This is a genomic window from uncultured Phocaeicola sp., assembly GCF_948499155.1.
Classification (GTDB): Bacteria; Bacteroidota; Bacteroidia; order Bacteroidales; family Bacteroidaceae; genus Phocaeicola; species Phocaeicola faecalis.
The window spans coordinates 76,614-92,868 of record NZ_CAOOSE010000004.1; the positions used below are offsets into that span (position 1 = coordinate 76,614).

22 protein-coding genes and 8 tRNA genes are annotated in these 16,255 nt (G+C 40.2%); 3 read left to right on the forward strand and 27 right to left on the reverse strand.

Annotation, left to right across the window (positions count from 1 at the left end; all coding sequences use genetic code 11):
• Positions 1 to 114: 114 nt before the first annotated feature.
• The 18 genes from QYT14_RS04825 to QYT14_RS04910 all read right to left on the reverse strand — a co-directional run bounded on the left by QYT14_RS04825 (position 115) and on the right by QYT14_RS04910 (position 6,416).
• Complete coding sequence (locus QYT14_RS04825; RefSeq protein ID WP_032950964.1) at positions 115 to 336, reverse strand: hypothetical protein; 222 nt, start codon at positions 334 to 336, stop codon at positions 115 to 117.
• A gap of 62 nt (positions 337 to 398) precedes the next feature.
• Complete coding sequence (locus tag QYT14_RS04830; protein WP_286084439.1) at positions 399 to 857, reverse strand: hypothetical protein; 459 nt, start codon at positions 855 to 857, stop codon at positions 399 to 401.
• A gap of 101 nt (positions 858 to 958) precedes the next feature.
• A complete protein-coding gene (locus QYT14_RS04835) occupies positions 959 to 1,522 on the reverse strand; it encodes a hypothetical protein (protein ID WP_004326773.1) in 564 nt (187 codons plus the stop codon).
• A gap of 23 nt (positions 1,523 to 1,545) precedes the next feature.
• On the reverse strand, positions 1,546 to 1,914 hold the full coding sequence (locus QYT14_RS04840; protein WP_224205391.1) for a hypothetical protein: 369 nt from the start codon (positions 1,912 to 1,914) through the stop codon (positions 1,546 to 1,548).
• A 23-nt stretch (positions 1,915 to 1,937) separates the two neighbouring features.
• Positions 1,938 to 2,468, reverse strand: coding sequence for a hypothetical protein (locus QYT14_RS04845; protein ID WP_130056655.1), 531 nt, complete (start codon positions 2,466 to 2,468; stop codon positions 1,938 to 1,940).
• A 3-nt stretch (positions 2,469 to 2,471) separates the two neighbouring features.
• Positions 2,472 to 2,795 (reverse strand): hypothetical protein, encoded by a 324-nt coding sequence (locus tag QYT14_RS04850; protein WP_004326777.1) that lies wholly within the window; start codon positions 2,793 to 2,795, stop codon positions 2,472 to 2,474.
• A gap of 2 nt (positions 2,796 to 2,797) precedes the next feature.
• Positions 2,798 to 3,172, reverse strand: coding sequence for a hypothetical protein (locus tag QYT14_RS04855; protein WP_005794411.1), 375 nt, complete (start codon positions 3,170 to 3,172; stop codon positions 2,798 to 2,800).
• A 19-nt stretch (positions 3,173 to 3,191) separates the two neighbouring features.
• Positions 3,192 to 4,385, reverse strand: a complete 1,194-nt coding sequence (locus QYT14_RS04860) for a hypothetical protein (RefSeq protein ID WP_278704497.1) — start codon at positions 4,383 to 4,385, stop codon at positions 3,192 to 3,194.
• A gap of 37 nt (positions 4,386 to 4,422) precedes the next feature.
• The gene (locus QYT14_RS04865) at positions 4,423 to 4,830 is read right to left on the reverse strand and encodes a hypothetical protein (protein WP_004327383.1); all 408 of its coding nucleotides are present in this window, start codon (positions 4,828 to 4,830) and stop codon (positions 4,423 to 4,425) included.
• Between the two features lie 27 nt (positions 4,831 to 4,857).
• Positions 4,858 to 5,481, reverse strand: coding sequence for a hypothetical protein (locus QYT14_RS04870; RefSeq protein WP_130056654.1), 624 nt, complete (start codon positions 5,479 to 5,481; stop codon positions 4,858 to 4,860).
• A gap of 93 nt (positions 5,482 to 5,574) precedes the next feature.
• Positions 5,575 to 5,656 (reverse strand) — tRNA-Tyr (locus QYT14_RS04875).
• A gap of 6 nt (positions 5,657 to 5,662) precedes the next feature.
• Positions 5,663 to 5,747, reverse strand: a tRNA-Ser gene (locus QYT14_RS04880).
• A 73-nt stretch (positions 5,748 to 5,820) separates the two neighbouring features.
• A tRNA-Glu gene (locus QYT14_RS04885) sits at positions 5,821 to 5,892 on the reverse strand.
• 5 nt (positions 5,893 to 5,897) lie between these two features.
• A tRNA-Gln gene (locus tag QYT14_RS04890) sits at positions 5,898 to 5,968 on the reverse strand.
• 5 nt (positions 5,969 to 5,973) lie between these two features.
• Positions 5,974 to 6,046: transfer RNA gene (locus tag QYT14_RS04895), tRNA-Trp, on the reverse strand.
• Between the two features lie 7 nt (positions 6,047 to 6,053).
• Positions 6,054 to 6,126 (reverse strand) — tRNA-Asn (locus tag QYT14_RS04900).
• A 79-nt stretch (positions 6,127 to 6,205) separates the two neighbouring features.
• Positions 6,206 to 6,278 (reverse strand) — tRNA-Phe (locus QYT14_RS04905).
• Between the two features lie 65 nt (positions 6,279 to 6,343).
• Positions 6,344 to 6,416, reverse strand: a tRNA-Met gene (locus tag QYT14_RS04910).
• 348 nt (positions 6,417 to 6,764) lie between these two features.
• Between QYT14_RS04910 and QYT14_RS04915 the strand changes: the two genes are divergently transcribed.
• Together QYT14_RS04915 and QYT14_RS04920 are read left to right on the forward strand one after the other, a co-directional pair.
• A complete protein-coding gene (locus tag QYT14_RS04915) occupies positions 6,765 to 8,399 on the forward strand; it encodes a terminase family protein (RefSeq protein ID WP_347280223.1) in 1,635 nt (544 codons plus the stop codon).
• A complete protein-coding gene (locus QYT14_RS04920; protein ID WP_130056653.1) occupies positions 8,396 to 9,892 on the forward strand; it encodes a phage portal protein in 1,497 nt (498 codons plus the stop codon). Before QYT14_RS04915 ends, QYT14_RS04920 begins: the two co-directional genes overlap by 4 nt.
• A gap of 200 nt (positions 9,893 to 10,092) precedes the next feature.
• Here the strand turns inward: QYT14_RS04920 and QYT14_RS04925 are convergent, their stop codons facing one another.
• The 9 genes from QYT14_RS04925 to QYT14_RS04965 form a co-directional block, all read right to left on the reverse strand.
• Positions 10,093 to 10,347 carry a hypothetical protein gene (locus QYT14_RS04925; protein ID WP_008775839.1) on the reverse strand — a complete coding sequence of 85 codons (255 nt, stop codon included), beginning with the start codon at positions 10,345 to 10,347 and terminating at the stop codon, positions 10,093 to 10,095.
• A 30-nt stretch (positions 10,348 to 10,377) separates the two neighbouring features.
• A complete protein-coding gene (locus QYT14_RS04930; RefSeq protein ID WP_008775840.1) occupies positions 10,378 to 11,166 on the reverse strand; it encodes a hypothetical protein in 789 nt (262 codons plus the stop codon).
• Positions 11,150 to 11,557: a hypothetical protein gene (locus QYT14_RS04935; RefSeq protein WP_130056652.1), complete on the reverse strand. Its 408-nt coding sequence runs from the start codon at positions 11,555 to 11,557 to the stop codon at positions 11,150 to 11,152. The genes QYT14_RS04930 and QYT14_RS04935 overlap by 17 nt, the downstream gene beginning before the upstream one ends.
• A complete protein-coding gene (locus QYT14_RS04940; protein ID WP_005794434.1) occupies positions 11,554 to 11,931 on the reverse strand; it encodes a hypothetical protein in 378 nt (125 codons plus the stop codon). Before QYT14_RS04940 ends, QYT14_RS04935 begins: the two co-directional genes overlap by 4 nt.
• 5 nt (positions 11,932 to 11,936) lie before the next feature.
• Complete coding sequence (locus tag QYT14_RS04945) at positions 11,937 to 12,158, reverse strand: hypothetical protein (RefSeq protein WP_032535098.1); 222 nt, start codon at positions 12,156 to 12,158, stop codon at positions 11,937 to 11,939.
• Positions 12,159 to 12,160: 2 nt separating this feature from the next.
• The gene (locus QYT14_RS04950) at positions 12,161 to 12,343 is read right to left on the reverse strand and encodes a hypothetical protein (protein ID WP_005794436.1); all 183 of its coding nucleotides are present in this window, start codon (positions 12,341 to 12,343) and stop codon (positions 12,161 to 12,163) included.
• 1 nt (position 12,344) lies between these two features.
• The gene (locus QYT14_RS04955; protein WP_007854258.1) at positions 12,345 to 13,982 is read right to left on the reverse strand and encodes a phage/plasmid primase, P4 family; all 1,638 of its coding nucleotides are present in this window, start codon (positions 13,980 to 13,982) and stop codon (positions 12,345 to 12,347) included.
• Between the two features lie 7 nt (positions 13,983 to 13,989).
• A complete protein-coding gene (locus QYT14_RS04960; protein ID WP_005794441.1) occupies positions 13,990 to 14,253 on the reverse strand; it encodes a hypothetical protein in 264 nt (87 codons plus the stop codon).
• A gap of 759 nt (positions 14,254 to 15,012) precedes the next feature.
• The gene (locus tag QYT14_RS04965) at positions 15,013 to 15,579 is read right to left on the reverse strand and encodes a hypothetical protein (protein ID WP_032933887.1); all 567 of its coding nucleotides are present in this window, start codon (positions 15,577 to 15,579) and stop codon (positions 15,013 to 15,015) included.
• 372 nt (positions 15,580 to 15,951) lie between these two features.
• On the opposite strand from QYT14_RS04965, the gene QYT14_RS04970 reads away from it, so the two are divergent.
• A complete protein-coding gene (locus QYT14_RS04970) occupies positions 15,952 to 16,191 on the forward strand; it encodes a hypothetical protein (RefSeq protein ID WP_289307027.1) in 240 nt (79 codons plus the stop codon).
• Positions 16,192 to 16,255: the final 64 nt, after the last annotated feature.

The following is a 16,255-nucleotide window of genomic DNA, read 5'->3' on the forward strand; positions in this document are numbered from 1 at the left end:
GCAAGTCTTTGGTGATTTCCGCTTTCAATTTTTTACGTTGTTCCGCTGTCTTATCACGGAACAGTATATCAAAATATAAATTACCGAGATCAGCCATATATTATTGTGTTTGTGCTACTTATAATCATTAATGTTAATTGCTGTTTCTCCATTGCCATACTTATTTTTCCAGCGTTTGGCAGCATCCTCTATTTCGCTTACGGAAGGGGATTTGAAGTTCTTCGTATCGTGCTTCTTTTCCTTGTTGTCCTTGTCACAATCTGTAACCACAATAGACACATCCATTGCCAATAGTTCAATTTGTGCATTTGTAAGTACCCAATAAATACCAAACAAGGGCTTGCTTATTGGAATCCCAAATACTCTCAAAGGCTCTGTCAGCCACGGATAGGACTTGCCTATTTCCCACGTTTGTCCGTAGCTGGTTCGTGAAGGATATGCTCTGCTTCCTCTTTTGTCATTGTCATCATCGTGTCCTTCATCGCGGTCAGATATATGGTAGCAGCCAAGTAGTCTTCCACTGGAATTTTTTTTTTGCCGACGGCTATAACCTTCATCAGCTCATGATCTCCATATTGTTTGATATAAAAGAACCATCGCCACAAGAAAGGATAGAAGAACTTGATCTTCCAATATCCGTTCAAAATGATAGCGGCTGCACATTGGCAACTGATCTTATCATCATTCCCCGATTTCTGCATGGTACTGGTGAATTTGCGTATAGTCCCTCTTTTCAGCCATGAAATACCATATTTCTTTCCTCGGACTTCCACATAGTCCACACTGTCTTCCAACACATCATTCAATAGCCTTTCATCCTCCGGTGTAGGAAGTGTTATGTCATTCTTCTTTGTCATATTTTATCATGTTTTATACGAAAAAAGGTGGTGGCCGGTATCAAGTAGCTCACCACCTTTTCGCTGATATGAATTTTGCAAAGTGTTATATCCTAAGTTTTTTATTCGGACACTTTTTTACGTAAAATGTAAATAGAGGCACCCTTAGCATCATTCAACGGAGAAACAGATACATTAAAGTACCCCGGCTTATCCTGCTCGCTGACGAAGTTGCTATACCCCTCAACATTCGGTAAGAACAAGGCTGTTTGACGGTCTTCACTACGCATGAAGAGTCCTCCGATTACTTTCTTCGGTTCGATATTGTAACCTTCACCTTCATAAGTCTCACCATCAATGGTAGCAGTCATAGTCACCGTTTCCGCTTTCTTGTTCAGTAACAAGTCATTGATCTTTCCTGCCACGGAAGGTACTTGAAACTGAATATCGGAATCTCCAGCATTAGCAATAGAAGTCCAAGTTGCTCCGGTTGTCAACTTGATCTTGGAAACATCGGCAGCTCCGGTATCAAATGTAACTCCGTCAGAGAGTACCGGCAGCTCCATATCAAAAGCCGCTAAAGTTGCGAGGTCACTATTGACTTTGGACACATAATAAACCTCCTTCATCTGATTAAAGAGCACCTTTAACTCTTCCAGTTTGGTAGTAATAGAAATCTCTGCCATAATCGTATCTTTTTAAGTTTGTGTCATTTGTTTATTATTAGCTTCGCTTGTATTATTAAGGAATGAAAACCGAGTCCGTCATTTCCTCCGGGAAGCAATCGTGGACTTACAGCTGAAAACAATTCCGTCACTATTGGAAATTTTGAAACCACTTCCATTTGCATTTCATCCAAACGGACTGTATTCTCAATACCGTTTGAGCGATCATGCGCAAAAACGTTTATCTGACAGTAAGTGTCTTGGTAGGTACTTCCTTTATCTTGGATAGTTTGTGGCAACCGAATAACAACAAAGTCCTTCATCGCCTTTTGTTCAGCAGCCGGACGATCTGTTATGAAAACCTTTTCACCAATGCCGGTTACTGCATCAGCGATTTGTTTTAATATATCCATACGTCTATAAACTGTCCGTCCCATCATTTCATTGGTTTAAAGTTCTTGAATAATGTATTTTGTGCCCTTTGAAATGTTCCGGTCAGAACATCTGCATTTAACACATTCTCCAAATAGGTTGAATATTCAGTACCCGTGCACATTACTATCTCAAATCCTTTACGTGATTCCGACTTATATCTTTTCAAGAAATCAAAGGAGGATGCTTCGCCATAACCTTTATCAGTTTCTATTGTTCCAGTAAAACGTCTGTTCTGATTATCATAACTGACACCTACAAATGTTTCACCTTTAGTCAGTTTTACTCTCACCGGTTGTTTCATTGAATCTCCACTACAAACGAAATAGGAAAATCTACCGTCCATGAATAATCCGCACGCATAACTGGTTATTGTATTACCCGTAAGATTCCGAAAGCCTGACTTGTTATCAAGTGCATCTTGGATAAGTTCTTCACAGCATTTAGTCAAGACATCAAAGATATATCCTGAAACAAGCTCCTTTGCCTTCCTTATTCCTTCATCAAACAATACTTCATTGCTCCGGTTATCCATGCGTTAATTTTTTGCAAGATTGAAATACACAGTTGTTCCCAAATTTCCGGCATAGCTATCAGTAACCATACATTGAGTGAAAGTGCCTTGTCTGTCCGTGACATCTATCAGATCACCGGCCAATATTCCTTCAACAATTCCGGGAAGGCTCAACAGATAATCGCTCTTTATCACATTATCGGTTTTGAATGTCCGCAAATTTGTACTACCTTCCTTTCGGCATATACCTTCATACAAGATCACCTTCTCACCATCACTGAAAGAATCCTCACCTATAATTCGGTAAACAGTACATTTGTGCGGATGCCGTGGATTATTTACTTTCATACTCAAAAATTGACTATTCTGATTTTAGTGCCCTTTACAACTTCTTCATCCCATTTCTCATACAGTTCTTTCGCCATTTCACGGAGTTGCCGCTTGTCGTATGCACTGGTCTGCCAACCACCTTCCTTATGCTTCCATCCCCCGTCACTGTCTTCGGTATCATTCTTACTGCTTGGAGTGCTTGCACACCACATGTAAATATCGGCAGTGGCAAGATCAAGCTGCCTTTCGGTCAGTTCACTTACCATTGTTCCAAAAGCGATTTTCCGCTTGACAAGAACCCTTTTGAGGGCGTTGTCCGCTATTTCATAAGCAGTTGCGCCACTCAAAAAGTCCTCAATGGTCATATCTTCCGTATGAGAAAGTTCCTCATTCATTCTTGCATGAATTTAAGAATTACACAGTTACAGTAGAGATGAACATATACTGTGGCATTCTCGGCACACACATTTGGGCGGCTTCACTTTCAATATAGATTGAATGTGTTTCAGGATTGGCTCTCTGTGTCAGTTTCAAGCGTCCACCGTCATAAGAAGCAACCTTGTTTGCCTCATATCCCAAAGTCAAAGGCTCCACACCTTGAATAGTACCGATCTGACCTACTGGTATAAAGGCAATATTGGTGGCCTTGAAGTTCTCCACTTGTTCAGTGATAAGATCAGGTTGTCCGTCCGCATCCTTACCGGGCTTGTCAACAAAAGCATAGCTGTCACGTGGCACGATTTCATCCACCTTAACCAGTTTCTTGAAAATGGCTTTCAGGCGGTCTTCATCTTCATTCTGTGCATTGGCAATAACCGTACTATCATCCGTCACAGTCGGATAGAGGGAATGGCCGATACGTTTAAGAACCGCGGTATGAGTCATTAAATCATCCCATAAGTCCTGCGCCAGCTCCATCCTGATCTTGCCCAAATAATGATATTTGCGGCGAATCTCTTTCACTCTGTTCTTTATATCCATAATCGGATCAGAGGCAGAGCCTTGATTTGCCGGAATATGTTCATCCTTAGTCCACCAGCGGCTTGTGCCGGCCAATGCTTGATAATGGTTTTCAGGGATATTAAAGTCAATAGTGATACCCTTCAAACCACGTGGGTTGTTATCAGTATCAATAGTGAACTTACCCGTGGAAACAATTCTCATTCGCTGGTGAGTAAGCGCATTGTAGTACGATCCGATAAGACCGTCAGCACTTTCATCAAGCAAGCCCAAGAACACATTCTGCATCTCTTCCGTCAATGCGGACATGCCTACCCGTTGCAACAGCTGCAATTGTTGTCTCACAGTCACACGGTTCAAACGGTAGAACTTCTTTTGAGTCGGGATATTACCCGTCCTTCCTTCGAGTTCTCCCAATGCAGCTTCATAACCCGGACTTTCCGGATCAACGTAAGCTGGCAGCGTTTTCACGCCGAGGCTCGTAATAAGCTGGGAGAAAGTATAATCCAACTTGGTTGCTTCAAATTCAAAACCATCAATTTGAAGTAGGTCATACTTCTCCTTGTAACGGTCAATAAATTCTTGCCAAGTGTCCCCACCAAGCCCATACTCGATAACCTTGTACAAATCAATAGGAAGTGTATTCATACAATTGTCGTATTTTAAATGTTGTTTTCAAATTCTTTTACTGCACCCATACAATTTGAGGAAGTGTAGTAATCTTTTGCAGGATAGCGACCACTTCTTCGTCAAACATGTACTGATAAATCTCTCCGGCATAGACTACTGTCCCACTGGCCTTTGTGTTGCCACTGGCTACAAGAATATCTTCTTGCAAATAACCATTAATGCCAAGAGTGGTAATATCTGATTCAGCCGCCTTGATCTGTGCATCCGTATAAGCGGTGAATGTCTTACCTGAAAGATCAAACTTCACAGCTGTACCGGCAGGAATCTTGCCAACCGCAACCCAATCGGAAATGTTGCTCACCATACCACCGCCCGGATAACGGTGACGGATTTCACGCCACACTTTACGGGCATGTCCGTATTTCACGGTGTTCACATCAAACGTGTTACCCATTGTTCCCATACATTTATTGTTTTAGAGTTAATAATTTCAATTCTTCTTCCAGCCTTCCTTCTTGCCTTTACGTTCAAAGTATCTGCTGGCTGCATTGTGTTGTGTTCCACCTGAACCGTCAGAAGTTCTTGGGGCGGTGCCATAACCCCTGCACGCCTTATATTCTGCATCATATTTCGGCAGAAATTCAGTAACCAGTTCATCCACAGTTTTCTTGGTATCGAAAGTTACCCCTTGTAAGGTCTTGCTCAACACATAATCATCATTCGCTTGTTTGGCCTTCATTGCAGCCGTAACCTTCTTCAACAAATCAGCTTGAACCTTTTTGCTGTCTTCCGCGTCTAAACGTGCTTCCAGTTCTTTCAGTTTCTTCTCCAGTTCATCATCGTTTTTCGGTGGTACCGGTGGAGTTGGAGGTGTCGGGGGAGTCGGTTGGGGCTTATAGTTTTTCTTAAAGTCCTCAACTCTGGTTGCGACATCATGGTTGTACTGTCCTTGCATCCCTTTCAGAAAATTCACAGCCTTGTTCCAATAAGCCTCGTCAGGCTCCGAACCTTCGGCTACGGGATTAAGTTCTACATACTTCTGTAATGTCTGCGGTGAAAAACTGGTTTCTCCAAGTTTCTCGCTTAATGTGGATAAGATTTTTTCTTGTTCCATCGTGTTTATTTTGTGTTTATGTTGAATAAAAAAAGAGTCAGACAATGCTTTTTGCATCAATCTGACTCTTTGGTCTTATTTTCCATTTAATAGTGGGCAGTATTGGACTCGAACCAATGAAGACGAAAGCCAATAGATTTACAGTCTATCCCGTTTGCCACTTCGGTAACTACCCGTTTTGCGGAAGCAGAAGGATTCAAACCTCCGAAGCCTTTCAGCTTGCCTCTTTAGCAAAGAGGTGGTATCGTTCACTCACCCATACTTCCAATATGCGACCTACAAGATGTCTCGGTGAAACCACCGCATTTCCCTTGTATTTCGGACGTTATTCATTCTGTGTAGCGTATTAGAGAATCGAACTCTGGTTTCCACCGTGAAAAGGTGACGACCTAACCGTTAGTCGAATACGCCATTTGTTGAGATACAAGGATTTGAACCTTGAATAGCAGAACCAAAATCTGCTGTGTTGCCATTACACCATATCTCAATATGCGCGAAGAGAAGGACTCGAACCCCCGACAATCAGGTTTGGAATCTGACGTTCTTCCAACTGAACTATCTCCGCTTCATTGCGCCCGGTGATAGAATCGAACTACCGACCTTTACATTAACAGTGTATTGCTCTACCAATTGAGCTAACCGGACAATATACCTATACTCACCTAACCTGCGATACCCCATTTCAGCGTACCTGTGGGAATTGAACCACACCGTATAGGTTTTGTGGAAAGAGATGAAATCGAATCACCTTAACCGGATTTTCAGTCCGGCGCATACACCACGTCTGCCATCTTTCCATATTCTCCCTTTATCCCCATACGCCACATCGAAGGGAGAAACAATGCGGCAACTCCAACTATTGTTGCGGAGATTCGACTCGAACGAATGACCTTTGGGCTATGATCCCAACGAGCTACCAGCTGCTCCACTCCGCGATATTATCCTGAAAACTACTTTGTACCCACAATATCCACATTTATGTAGTTCTTGCATCTACGACACTTCACTCTCAATATAACAACACCATTGACATAGCTTATATCAGTTAGTTTCTGACCGCATATCGGACATAAAACTATCTTGTTGTATATTTCCCTTTGATCTGCATCTTTATCCGCACTAATTTTTATCATACTCCATGTTTTCGTTGCAAATATATGTACTGGATTTCTTTTCTCAAAACATTTTTGATATTATTTTCTATTAAAATGTAGAAAATAATACTCTTTATGCGTATTTTTGTACTGCAATATTAGAATCAGAGCTTATAGGCCGGTCTCCACATGTGTAATGTGAGGATCGGTTTTCTTTTTATGGAGAAATATAGTGGAATAAAAACGGTTAATGCCAGTTTGGTGCTTGATTATGAATATATCCAAATGTTAAGGGACGCGGATAGGAAAATTCCTAATCCGAATAAGATAATCGCACAAGGTGGAGGGCAGGAAAACATGCTCTCCACCCCGGCTGATATTACCATCTGTGGGGGATGCCGTGGAGGAAGTAAAACTTTTACTCTTCTTATGGAAACATTGAAAGATATAAAAAATAAAAACTTCCGTTCTGTGCTTCTCCGGCATGAGATAGACGATCTCTCTGATATGGTAGAAACATCATCCACCTTATATGATGATTTTGGGGAATACAACAAGTCCAAAAACGACATGCGCTGGAATTTCTATAAAGGTGGATTTTTAAAATTCAGCTATCATGCTGACACACTTGACGATTTCAAAAAGCGTTTTCAAGGTAAACAGTTCGCATATATAGGTGTGGATGAAATAACCCACATGGAATATCTCAAATTCAAATACCTTATCACTTGTAACCGTAACGCCTTTCATATCCGTAACCGCTTTATCGGAACATGTAACCCTGATCCTGACAGCTGGGTTGCAAAATTCATTGACTGGTGGATCGGAGAAGATGGTCTTCCAATCCCGGAACGTGATGGCAGAGTCCGGTATTGTTTTATGGACGGGGACAATGTTTCAGGTATATATTGGGGAGATACCCGTGAGGAAGTATATGAGCAATGCAAGGACATTATACACGCCTACTGGAAGCTGGAGTATGAGCAATATGGCACACCACAAGAACTGTTTATCAAGTCGGTTACTTTTATTGAAGCAAAACTTTCCGATAATGTAAAGCTGATGTCTTCCGATCCGACCTATTTGGCAAACCTTGTCAACCAGTCAGACGAACAACGCGCACGTGATCTTGACGGTAACTGGAAATACAAAGCTGCCGGAGATGATATAATAAAGCTGACTCACATGGAAGCTTTATACCGCAATTCCATGCAGATAGGTGATGGAATACGCCGGGTATCGTGTGACGCGGCATTTGAGGGTGGCGACAGTCTTGTCATGTGGCTGTGGGAAGGATGGCATATAAGAGACATATTTGTTTGCAAACTTGACAGCAAGAAAACAGTCGATACCGTAAAAGCGATGCTGGAAGAATGGCATGTAAGAGAAGAATGCTTCACCTATGACCTTAACGGACTCGGACAAATATTCAAAGGTTTTTTCCCGAATGCAATCCCATTCAACAACAAAGAAGCCGTGGAGGAGAAATTCAAATACATCTATGCGAATTTAAAATCACAAGCGGCATATCTGTTCGCACAAAAAATTATCAACCGGGAGATTTCCATTGAACCGACTCTTCTTGAACGCAAGTTCTCCGGCAAAGGGTTTGAGAAAGTTCCCCTTAGACAGATTCTCGACAAGGAAAGGAAAGCGATACGAAAGGATGAAGACAGTGAAGAGAAGGGCTGGACTATTATCAAGAAGATCATAATGAAAAAATTAGTAGGCCATTCTCCCGACTTCATAGAAGCATTGCTTATGCGAATGATTTTTGAAATTAAACATAAACGCAAACACATAAAAGGTTTAGGATTAATATGATAGCAGAGATTCTTACAAAAAAGCCTTTTGCAAGGGTTACTCCCGAAGGTTACTTGCAAGGCAGGATTACGAGCGATTTAAGAAACGCATCGTTCACAAACAATAGTGATAGGCTGACATGGCAGCTCATTTCGCAGGCTGATTTTATCCGTGAATTTTATCCTTCAGGGCACAAGATCAATTCGGAATTGTTTTACCCGGATAGACTGAAATATGACGAAGAGAAGAAACGGTTCTTCCGAGAAAAAGTGTTCCGTGCCTCTTTTCCCTTTCAGATGATAATCACCATTCAACAGCTTGTACATCTATGTGGCAATGACATTCATCATGAGCTGACCGATACCAAAGTCGATGAAAGTTCACGGGAAATATTTCTCGAATTTCAAAAAGGATGGCTGGATAAGAATATGGAGATTGCATTTTACGAATATGCCAAAAGTGTAAAAATAACGGGAGATGCAGCAATCGTATTCTATATGAATGAAGGTAAGGTATTCACCAAGAATCTTTCCTATTTTGATGGTGACACTCTTTATCCTCACTACGACTCCATAACCGGTCAAATGACACTGTTTGCCCGACGATACAGTGACTATGACGAAGAGGGAAAGGAACTCATTTCTTGGGTAGAAGTGTGGGACAATAAAAAAATGTACCGTTACCGTCAGGATAAAAGGGGAATAGTCGGAGCAATAAACAAATTGAAACAGTATTTCGGTATTGAAGGATATACATTAGTGGAAGAACACGATCATGGATTTGCCGAATGTCCGGTTGTATATTATCGGGACAAACACGGTGCCTGCTGGAGCTTTTCACAAGATAATATCGACAAGTACGAACTGGCTATTTCCCATTTGTGTCAAAACAATATGGCATACGCATTTCCGATCATGTTACTTAAAGGTGAAGATGTTGAGATTCAGGGAGATATGTATGGTGCGGTAAAAGCTATCACTATGGGGAAGGATGATGATGCAGGCTTTATGAATCGTCCCGAAGCATCACAATCATTTGAACTTCAAATTAATACATTACTTAAAATGATTTTTATGGGGAGTTTTGTTGTCATGCCTCCCGAAGTAAAGTCAGGAGATTTGCCGGGTGTTGCTATCAAGCTGATCTATTCACCATCTTTGGAAAAAGCCATGATTGACTGCAAGGAATTTGACGAATCAATAGACAAAATGAAACGGCTGTTCCTGCACGGATATGGAACAGAAAAAGGCCAACTTACCAAATTCCTCAATTTGAAAATTTTTTCGTGGGCAGTTCCATACGTCCACCAAAATGCAGCCGAATTGGTATCGAACTTGGTACAATTAGTCGGTGCCGGTATTTTATCAAAAGAAACCGGCTCGGAAGAATCCGGTTATGGGAAAAACAATGAATGGGATCGTATCATGCGTGAATATAAGGAACAGCAACAAGCTGACTTGCTATATCAACTGAAAATCAAGAAAAATGAAAGTAAAGAGGGTAATGCAAAATGATCTGTACCAAAACGCGGAGCGCGAAAGCAATCCCGTACTCCGCGCTCCGAATCCAATGTAATTATACATTGGAAAAAGCCGCCTCTGCCTACATAAAATAGACAGAGGCTTTACTTTTTTTCAACAACTTGGTTGATAAGCTTGTGTTATAACAAGTCAACTTCTACATTGCAAATGTAATGAATGAATTGAATATGACACTACTTTCGATACAATTTTTTATTATAAGGCTTTCGAGGATATTTCCGGTTAAGCTTCTTTTGCAGATCATCATTGATACTTTCATTCAGAAGGATTTTAGAGTTTAGCACCCGGACTTCTCCAGTAAGTTCCATAATAGTTTTGGATTGTGTCGCATTTTGTTTTGAAAGTTCAACATTGGCAATAGCCAGTTTGCTGCATTCTGATGCAAGATGATTGAGTTTCTTTGTGCTGATTAATGATATTCCAAACATAATAATTCTGATATTTAACCTATTAAATAATTATATTGCTGATACGGAAACTGCAAAGCATTTACAATGACCGTGATACGGTGGTAATTTGTCCCATTCCACATGAAATCCGACTTCATCGTCACAAATGTTACAAGGATAGGAGCTGCCACGCATGACAAAGAACCCTACGGCTCCACTGGCTTTAGCCTGTAATTCCCAATGCTTCATCCAACCCTCTGCCACAGCATACTCCGTCAAATCTGACAGTGCAGTCCAAGAGCTTACAGTACGTCCTACTCCAAAAGACTCCTGAACACCGAGTCTTGAAATAACCGGATAACCCTTTGAAATAGCTCTCTGTACATGCTCATTAAGCAACGGCGTTTTTACCGACTGCCTGATAGATGAAAGTAGTTTGTCTTTGGAAAGGTTCAGTAGTAGTCCGGCGGCAATGGCCGTTTCAACCTCCTTTGAAAACCGGTCAACATATTCTCTTGCGCGTTGCGTGAAGGTTTTGCTGTATGATTCTCGCGTTATATATGTTATGATTGCATCCTTATTATCCTCATGTGTCGCTACTGCCAAAGTATAAGTATAGTCTTCAATTATTTCAAGAAGGGATAAAATAATGGCATCCACCTCCTCCTGCAACTGTCTGTTTGCTGAAAAACGGAATAGTTCAGGGCTGATTTTGTACCGGTATGAAATATCTATAATTTGCTTTGCCGCCTCGATCATTACAATTTGAAGATTGGTACGCATGGATAGCTCCGCATCCAGACGTTGACGGAGGTATTCTTTGGCCTCTTCAATTTCCTTATCAGTCGGTACCCTCATTTTTATGTTCCTCCTTAATACTTTCCTTTATGCTATTCATGTTTCTTTCTTCTTCCAGTATTTTGGCATCATCTTCCAGTGATACTGGTTTCTGCAAGCCTCGTAGCCGTTCGGTAAGATCAGAGTAGCTTTTAAAAAACTCTTCCATAAACTTAACATCGGGGGTTGCGTTACTAATAAGGAAACAGACTTTGATCCATGTTTCCAAATATTCGCGAAGTTCCTTATTGTTGGCTAACTCCCGAATCCGGGAGAACATTCCGTTGTCATCCCGAAAACGCATACTCCAAAAACCTGACACTGCCTTAATGCTGATCCAGTCATGTTCACTACCATTATCCCTCGTAACAATAAAGTTACCTACCTGAATACCATTTGTTTTTTTGCTCATAATCCTATTTTTAATTTACGTTCAAATCTATCTCCAAGATTAAAAAAGTATTCCTTACCGTAAGAGTTTATACGTTCTTCATCCGATGATACTTTATTCATTTCATAAATCAAGCAACTATACCTATCATCATCAGGAAGAAGCCCTTTGCACTCTTCTCTGATATAAATATGATGCTTCCCATTTACCCAATAAAATTCAGAGAGAAATCCACCAAGAAGCATTTCAATCATTTTTTGGTGCCTGACAGACAATTCTCCTTGCACTGCTATATCCATTACAATGCTCTTACCTTCTATTGTCTTCAATTCACATGAATAGTTCAAGGCCCGAAGAATAGACATCAGCTCAACACTTAACTCTATGTGATTCATATTTTTCATACTTTTACTATTTCAAATTCATCTGCATGTTCCTTGCCAATCCAATCCCGTTTCTGATTTTCAGTTGCGCTTTCGTAGATTCTTCCTCGCTTAGACAAATGCCTTTTCCTAAAAATACCTTCTTCTCCAAGTTTGTCATAATCTCTTCTTGAAGGGGATAATCCCTTTGCCCTGCAAAAGAACAATCCCGTTTCCTTGTGTCTAAATTTTACTGCCATGCTTATTCCTCCCATGGATTTTCGTCTTCTTCCTCAACGTAAATCCGTTTTAATTTGTCTGATACTTCTTCAAGCTCACGCTTCATTTGATTTACATGAAATCCAGCTGGCATAGGGATTTCCAATGCTCCCCGTAGGTTATCTATTTTTTCAATAACCTCTGCAAATTCATCCGGTGCGATCATACTATTTGGTTCTTATTTTTAATTGTTTGATAATCTTCTCCACAGCGTCCAAGTCAAAAACAGTTGTTCTCTTCTCCATGTGGTACGTCCCCTCCAGTTTCTTCTCCCGGAACAAACGCTGGACTTGATAAATGCTCAATGACAAGCAGGCCGCAAGCCCTTCATGGGTATAAGCGTATCGTTTGCCATCTTGATAAACCGGTTTAGCGATCCTTTGCTTATAGTTACCCCGTAGGTCTTCCCGTTTCTCATAATAGAGTTTTTCCGTCAAGGCTGTTCCATACAAACCATACACCTGACCATTCGGGGTTCTTTTTTTACGATAACCGGCTTCCGAAAGAATACGTCCGAATACTGTCACATTCTCTTCTTTGGCATTATTGTCCCTACACCATTTGCAATATTTCCGGTACAGAATGGCCGAAGACATCCATTTGGGTTCAATATCGGCAATTTCCTCATAGCGGCACAGATAGTTCATTTGATACATGAACTTCATTACGGTACTACTTTCCGACTGATATTCATCCATGACATTTTCAAGCTCCTTACTGTCTGTCAACTTATAACCATTGGCGATAAAACGGTCACGGCCTTCCAATATCCAATTGAATATAGCCGGGTATTCGGCTTCCAAATCCCGTGACAGTTCTTTTTTCTGCCGGGCTTTGGGTATCTCCACTTCAAAGGGAATAATGCAAATACGCCGCCTCATTCCATAGCTCCAGTCTTTCAAATACGGCATTTGGTTGGCATTTGCCATAAGCAGAGGAATATTGTAAGCAGTGAAGTTATCGCCATAGATAGGCCGGGCTTCGGTAGGTTCACCACTGATAAGGCTCTTCAACGTGTCACTATCCTTACCAAACTCTAACGCTTGTATTTCAGAACAGTAGTTCAACCGCTTGCCATTAATGAAAGCGATATTTTTTTTTCTCTCATTTCCAGTAATCAATGCACCTATGCCGAAATTGCTGACATTCTCCCGGCCAAGTATGCCCATGATCGTTTCAAAGACTACACTTTTGCCATTGGAGCCGGAGCCACGAAGAACAAGCATAGTTTCCATTTTCGCCACACGCCGGTCAACAAAAATACTTCCAAGAAACTCCTGCAAAACTTTTTGCATGTTTTTGTCCGGCAAAACTTCATCCAGGAACATTCTCCAAAGAAAGACATGCTCTTCCGGCTTGTAGTCATAGGGAACACATGTAGTCTGTACCCAACGGCGGTTGAAAGAATGTGCACGGCGAGCATTCATATCAAACACACAGTTATTGAACACCACAATGGCATTATCAGGCTTCAAGGCTTTTCCTGCCACCACACGCTTACAGACTTTCAGTACACCCTCCACACGGGAATAATCACCATTGGGCATTTTGCATTTACGCATCAAGTCATATATCAGATTGCCAAAATCATCCCATGCCATCTCTTCATATATCCGGCCACTGAAATAGTAAGGCGTACCATTGAACTTACAAATCGAAGATCGTATAATGGCTGCACGCATCAAGTCCTGCACAGCGTCAACACGCGCTGCACTTTTGGACTCTTGTAAGGCGGCATCCAGTTTCTCGCCTTTCATAAGCCCGAAGACCTCATTTAACAACTTCCTATACTTTCCCTTCTCCATGTACAATCTATGAATTTGAATACCCGGCACGGGTTAAGGCCTCAACCATATATACTGACAGATTATTTATAGCAACATCTCCTGAATATCCAAATCGCCACAAATCAGTACGCCAGTCCTCTAAAGATGTGTCACAAGGTATATGATATTTTTGCATAATATCTCGCATCACCGCACAATCTTCATATCTTTCCTCTTCCTGCGCTTTTCTGAACACAGAAACAAAAACGTATCGCCCATAATCAAACAATATAGACTCAAACTTATTCATACCACCGTTTTTATACCCGAAAACAAAGCATTTCTACTGTTTTTATGCTATTTTTCAAGTGTTTTATGCCACAAATATAGCTTATTTTCTACATAATTACCATATAAATACTATTATTTTCTACTTAAAATATAGAATAAACACGCTTTTTTGAAGTCTTTTTGCCATGTTTTTATTCGTTGCATCATTGAAGACCAATAATCGCAAAATATTGATAAACAAAGGATAACTACTCTATTTCAATAGGAAATACAGATGGAACATTCTCTCTGATATGTATGGTTTATGTAGGGTTTTAAAGGCAACTATACATATATAACATATTGAAATACAAATCAATGGAAAAATAGTGCATAGTATGTATAGTTTTTTATGCAAACCATATTATATATATTTTTTTCCCATACGCAATTTACATATAAACTATACATACTATACATTAAATTTCCATTGACCTAATAATGAATGATTTACACATGTATAGTTATGAAGTAAACTATACATATACTATACATTTTCAGAAGTAAAACTATACATCGGACATTCACTTTTGTAATTTATCATTGGAAAAGCCTTAAAAACATCCATTATTGGCTCCAAAAAAGAAAAAAAATAAAAATCTTGACCGGGATTGAAACACGCTTGGTGTCTTGGGTAGCCGGGGGGGGGTGCCCTCCCTGCTTTCATTATCCAGTTGACCAGCAAAGAAGGAGAAAAGCCGCGCTTTGCCTTGATTCTCTTTATATTATACCTATAATATTAAATATTATCCGGCTTTTCCGCTTCTTCTGCTTTCCGCTTTGCTCGATCAGCTATAAAAAGGCTGCATCTATAACACTGCAAAGGCAGATAATAATGTACTGTTTCCTCTTCTTCCGTATTTTCGTCCTTCTTCATCTGTTGTAAATCGGCTATTTTCATTAATACATCTGCACGATCTTTTCCCCTCAAATAAGGCAAAGTTTGTTCGAGACCTGACAAAACCGCGTCTTTATCTCGGTATTGTACAACATTCCCGGCTTTTTCTTCCTCTTCTGTTTCTGTGTTTTTCTTTTTCTTCTTGTTTTTGGGGCTGTCATTGTCAGGAAGGAAGGCCGCGCGGTTATCTTCAAAAGACCGTATTAGTTTATTAATGCCGGGTTTATCCTTTGCAAGCTGGGCGGCTCCGCGTTGCGCTGTTTCTATCTTTGTAGATCGTGGTCTAAATATAGTTGCGTATGCTTCGCCACGACTGGCGCCGGATGCTACAAGCATACAAAAGAAAACATCATCCGGGGTTAATTGGTAAATTTGCTGTAAATCTGTCACGCGTTTACTATACACCATATAAAACGATATAAAAGGGGTTATTATATTGGCGTCTCGCGCTCTGTAACTTGCTACAAAGTTAAACAAAGGCTATAAATAAAGCAAATAAGTATATTTAAAGCTGCATATTACAAATATTTCCTTACTTCTTAAATACTTTATATTTATCATTATATTATTTATTAATATGTTGATTATCAATATATTATATCAATATTAATAAATGTAAAAACGGAGCATTTTCTTAAAAATAAAAGTACATTTTGTTTTGTATTACAAATATTATTCGTATCTTTGTAATACAGAAAAGGAGATAAACGGTTAACGTCTTCCACACTTTCCCGTTTTTACTTCTTCTTTGGTTGAATGTTTAATTTAAAATATAAGATCATGGAAGTATTACTAAACTTACAAAACAAAAATGTAACGTTAAACGCCGTACATGTAGCCCTGGAGGGCACAAACTGTTGCAACCGTTTGAAGGTTCATTTTGATGTATTTCAAGAAACAGCGAAAAAGGCCGCTATTATAAGACTATCAACGGCAAATAGTTTTGAACTGATTCACTATCAGGATAAACATATAGCGTTGTTAATTCCTTTTGATCGTATTCAAAAGATTTCATACTAATAAAAAACCGGGTCGAGTTTGGCGACTCTTCCCGGCCTCCCTTTAAACTTTGCGTTTATCGGCT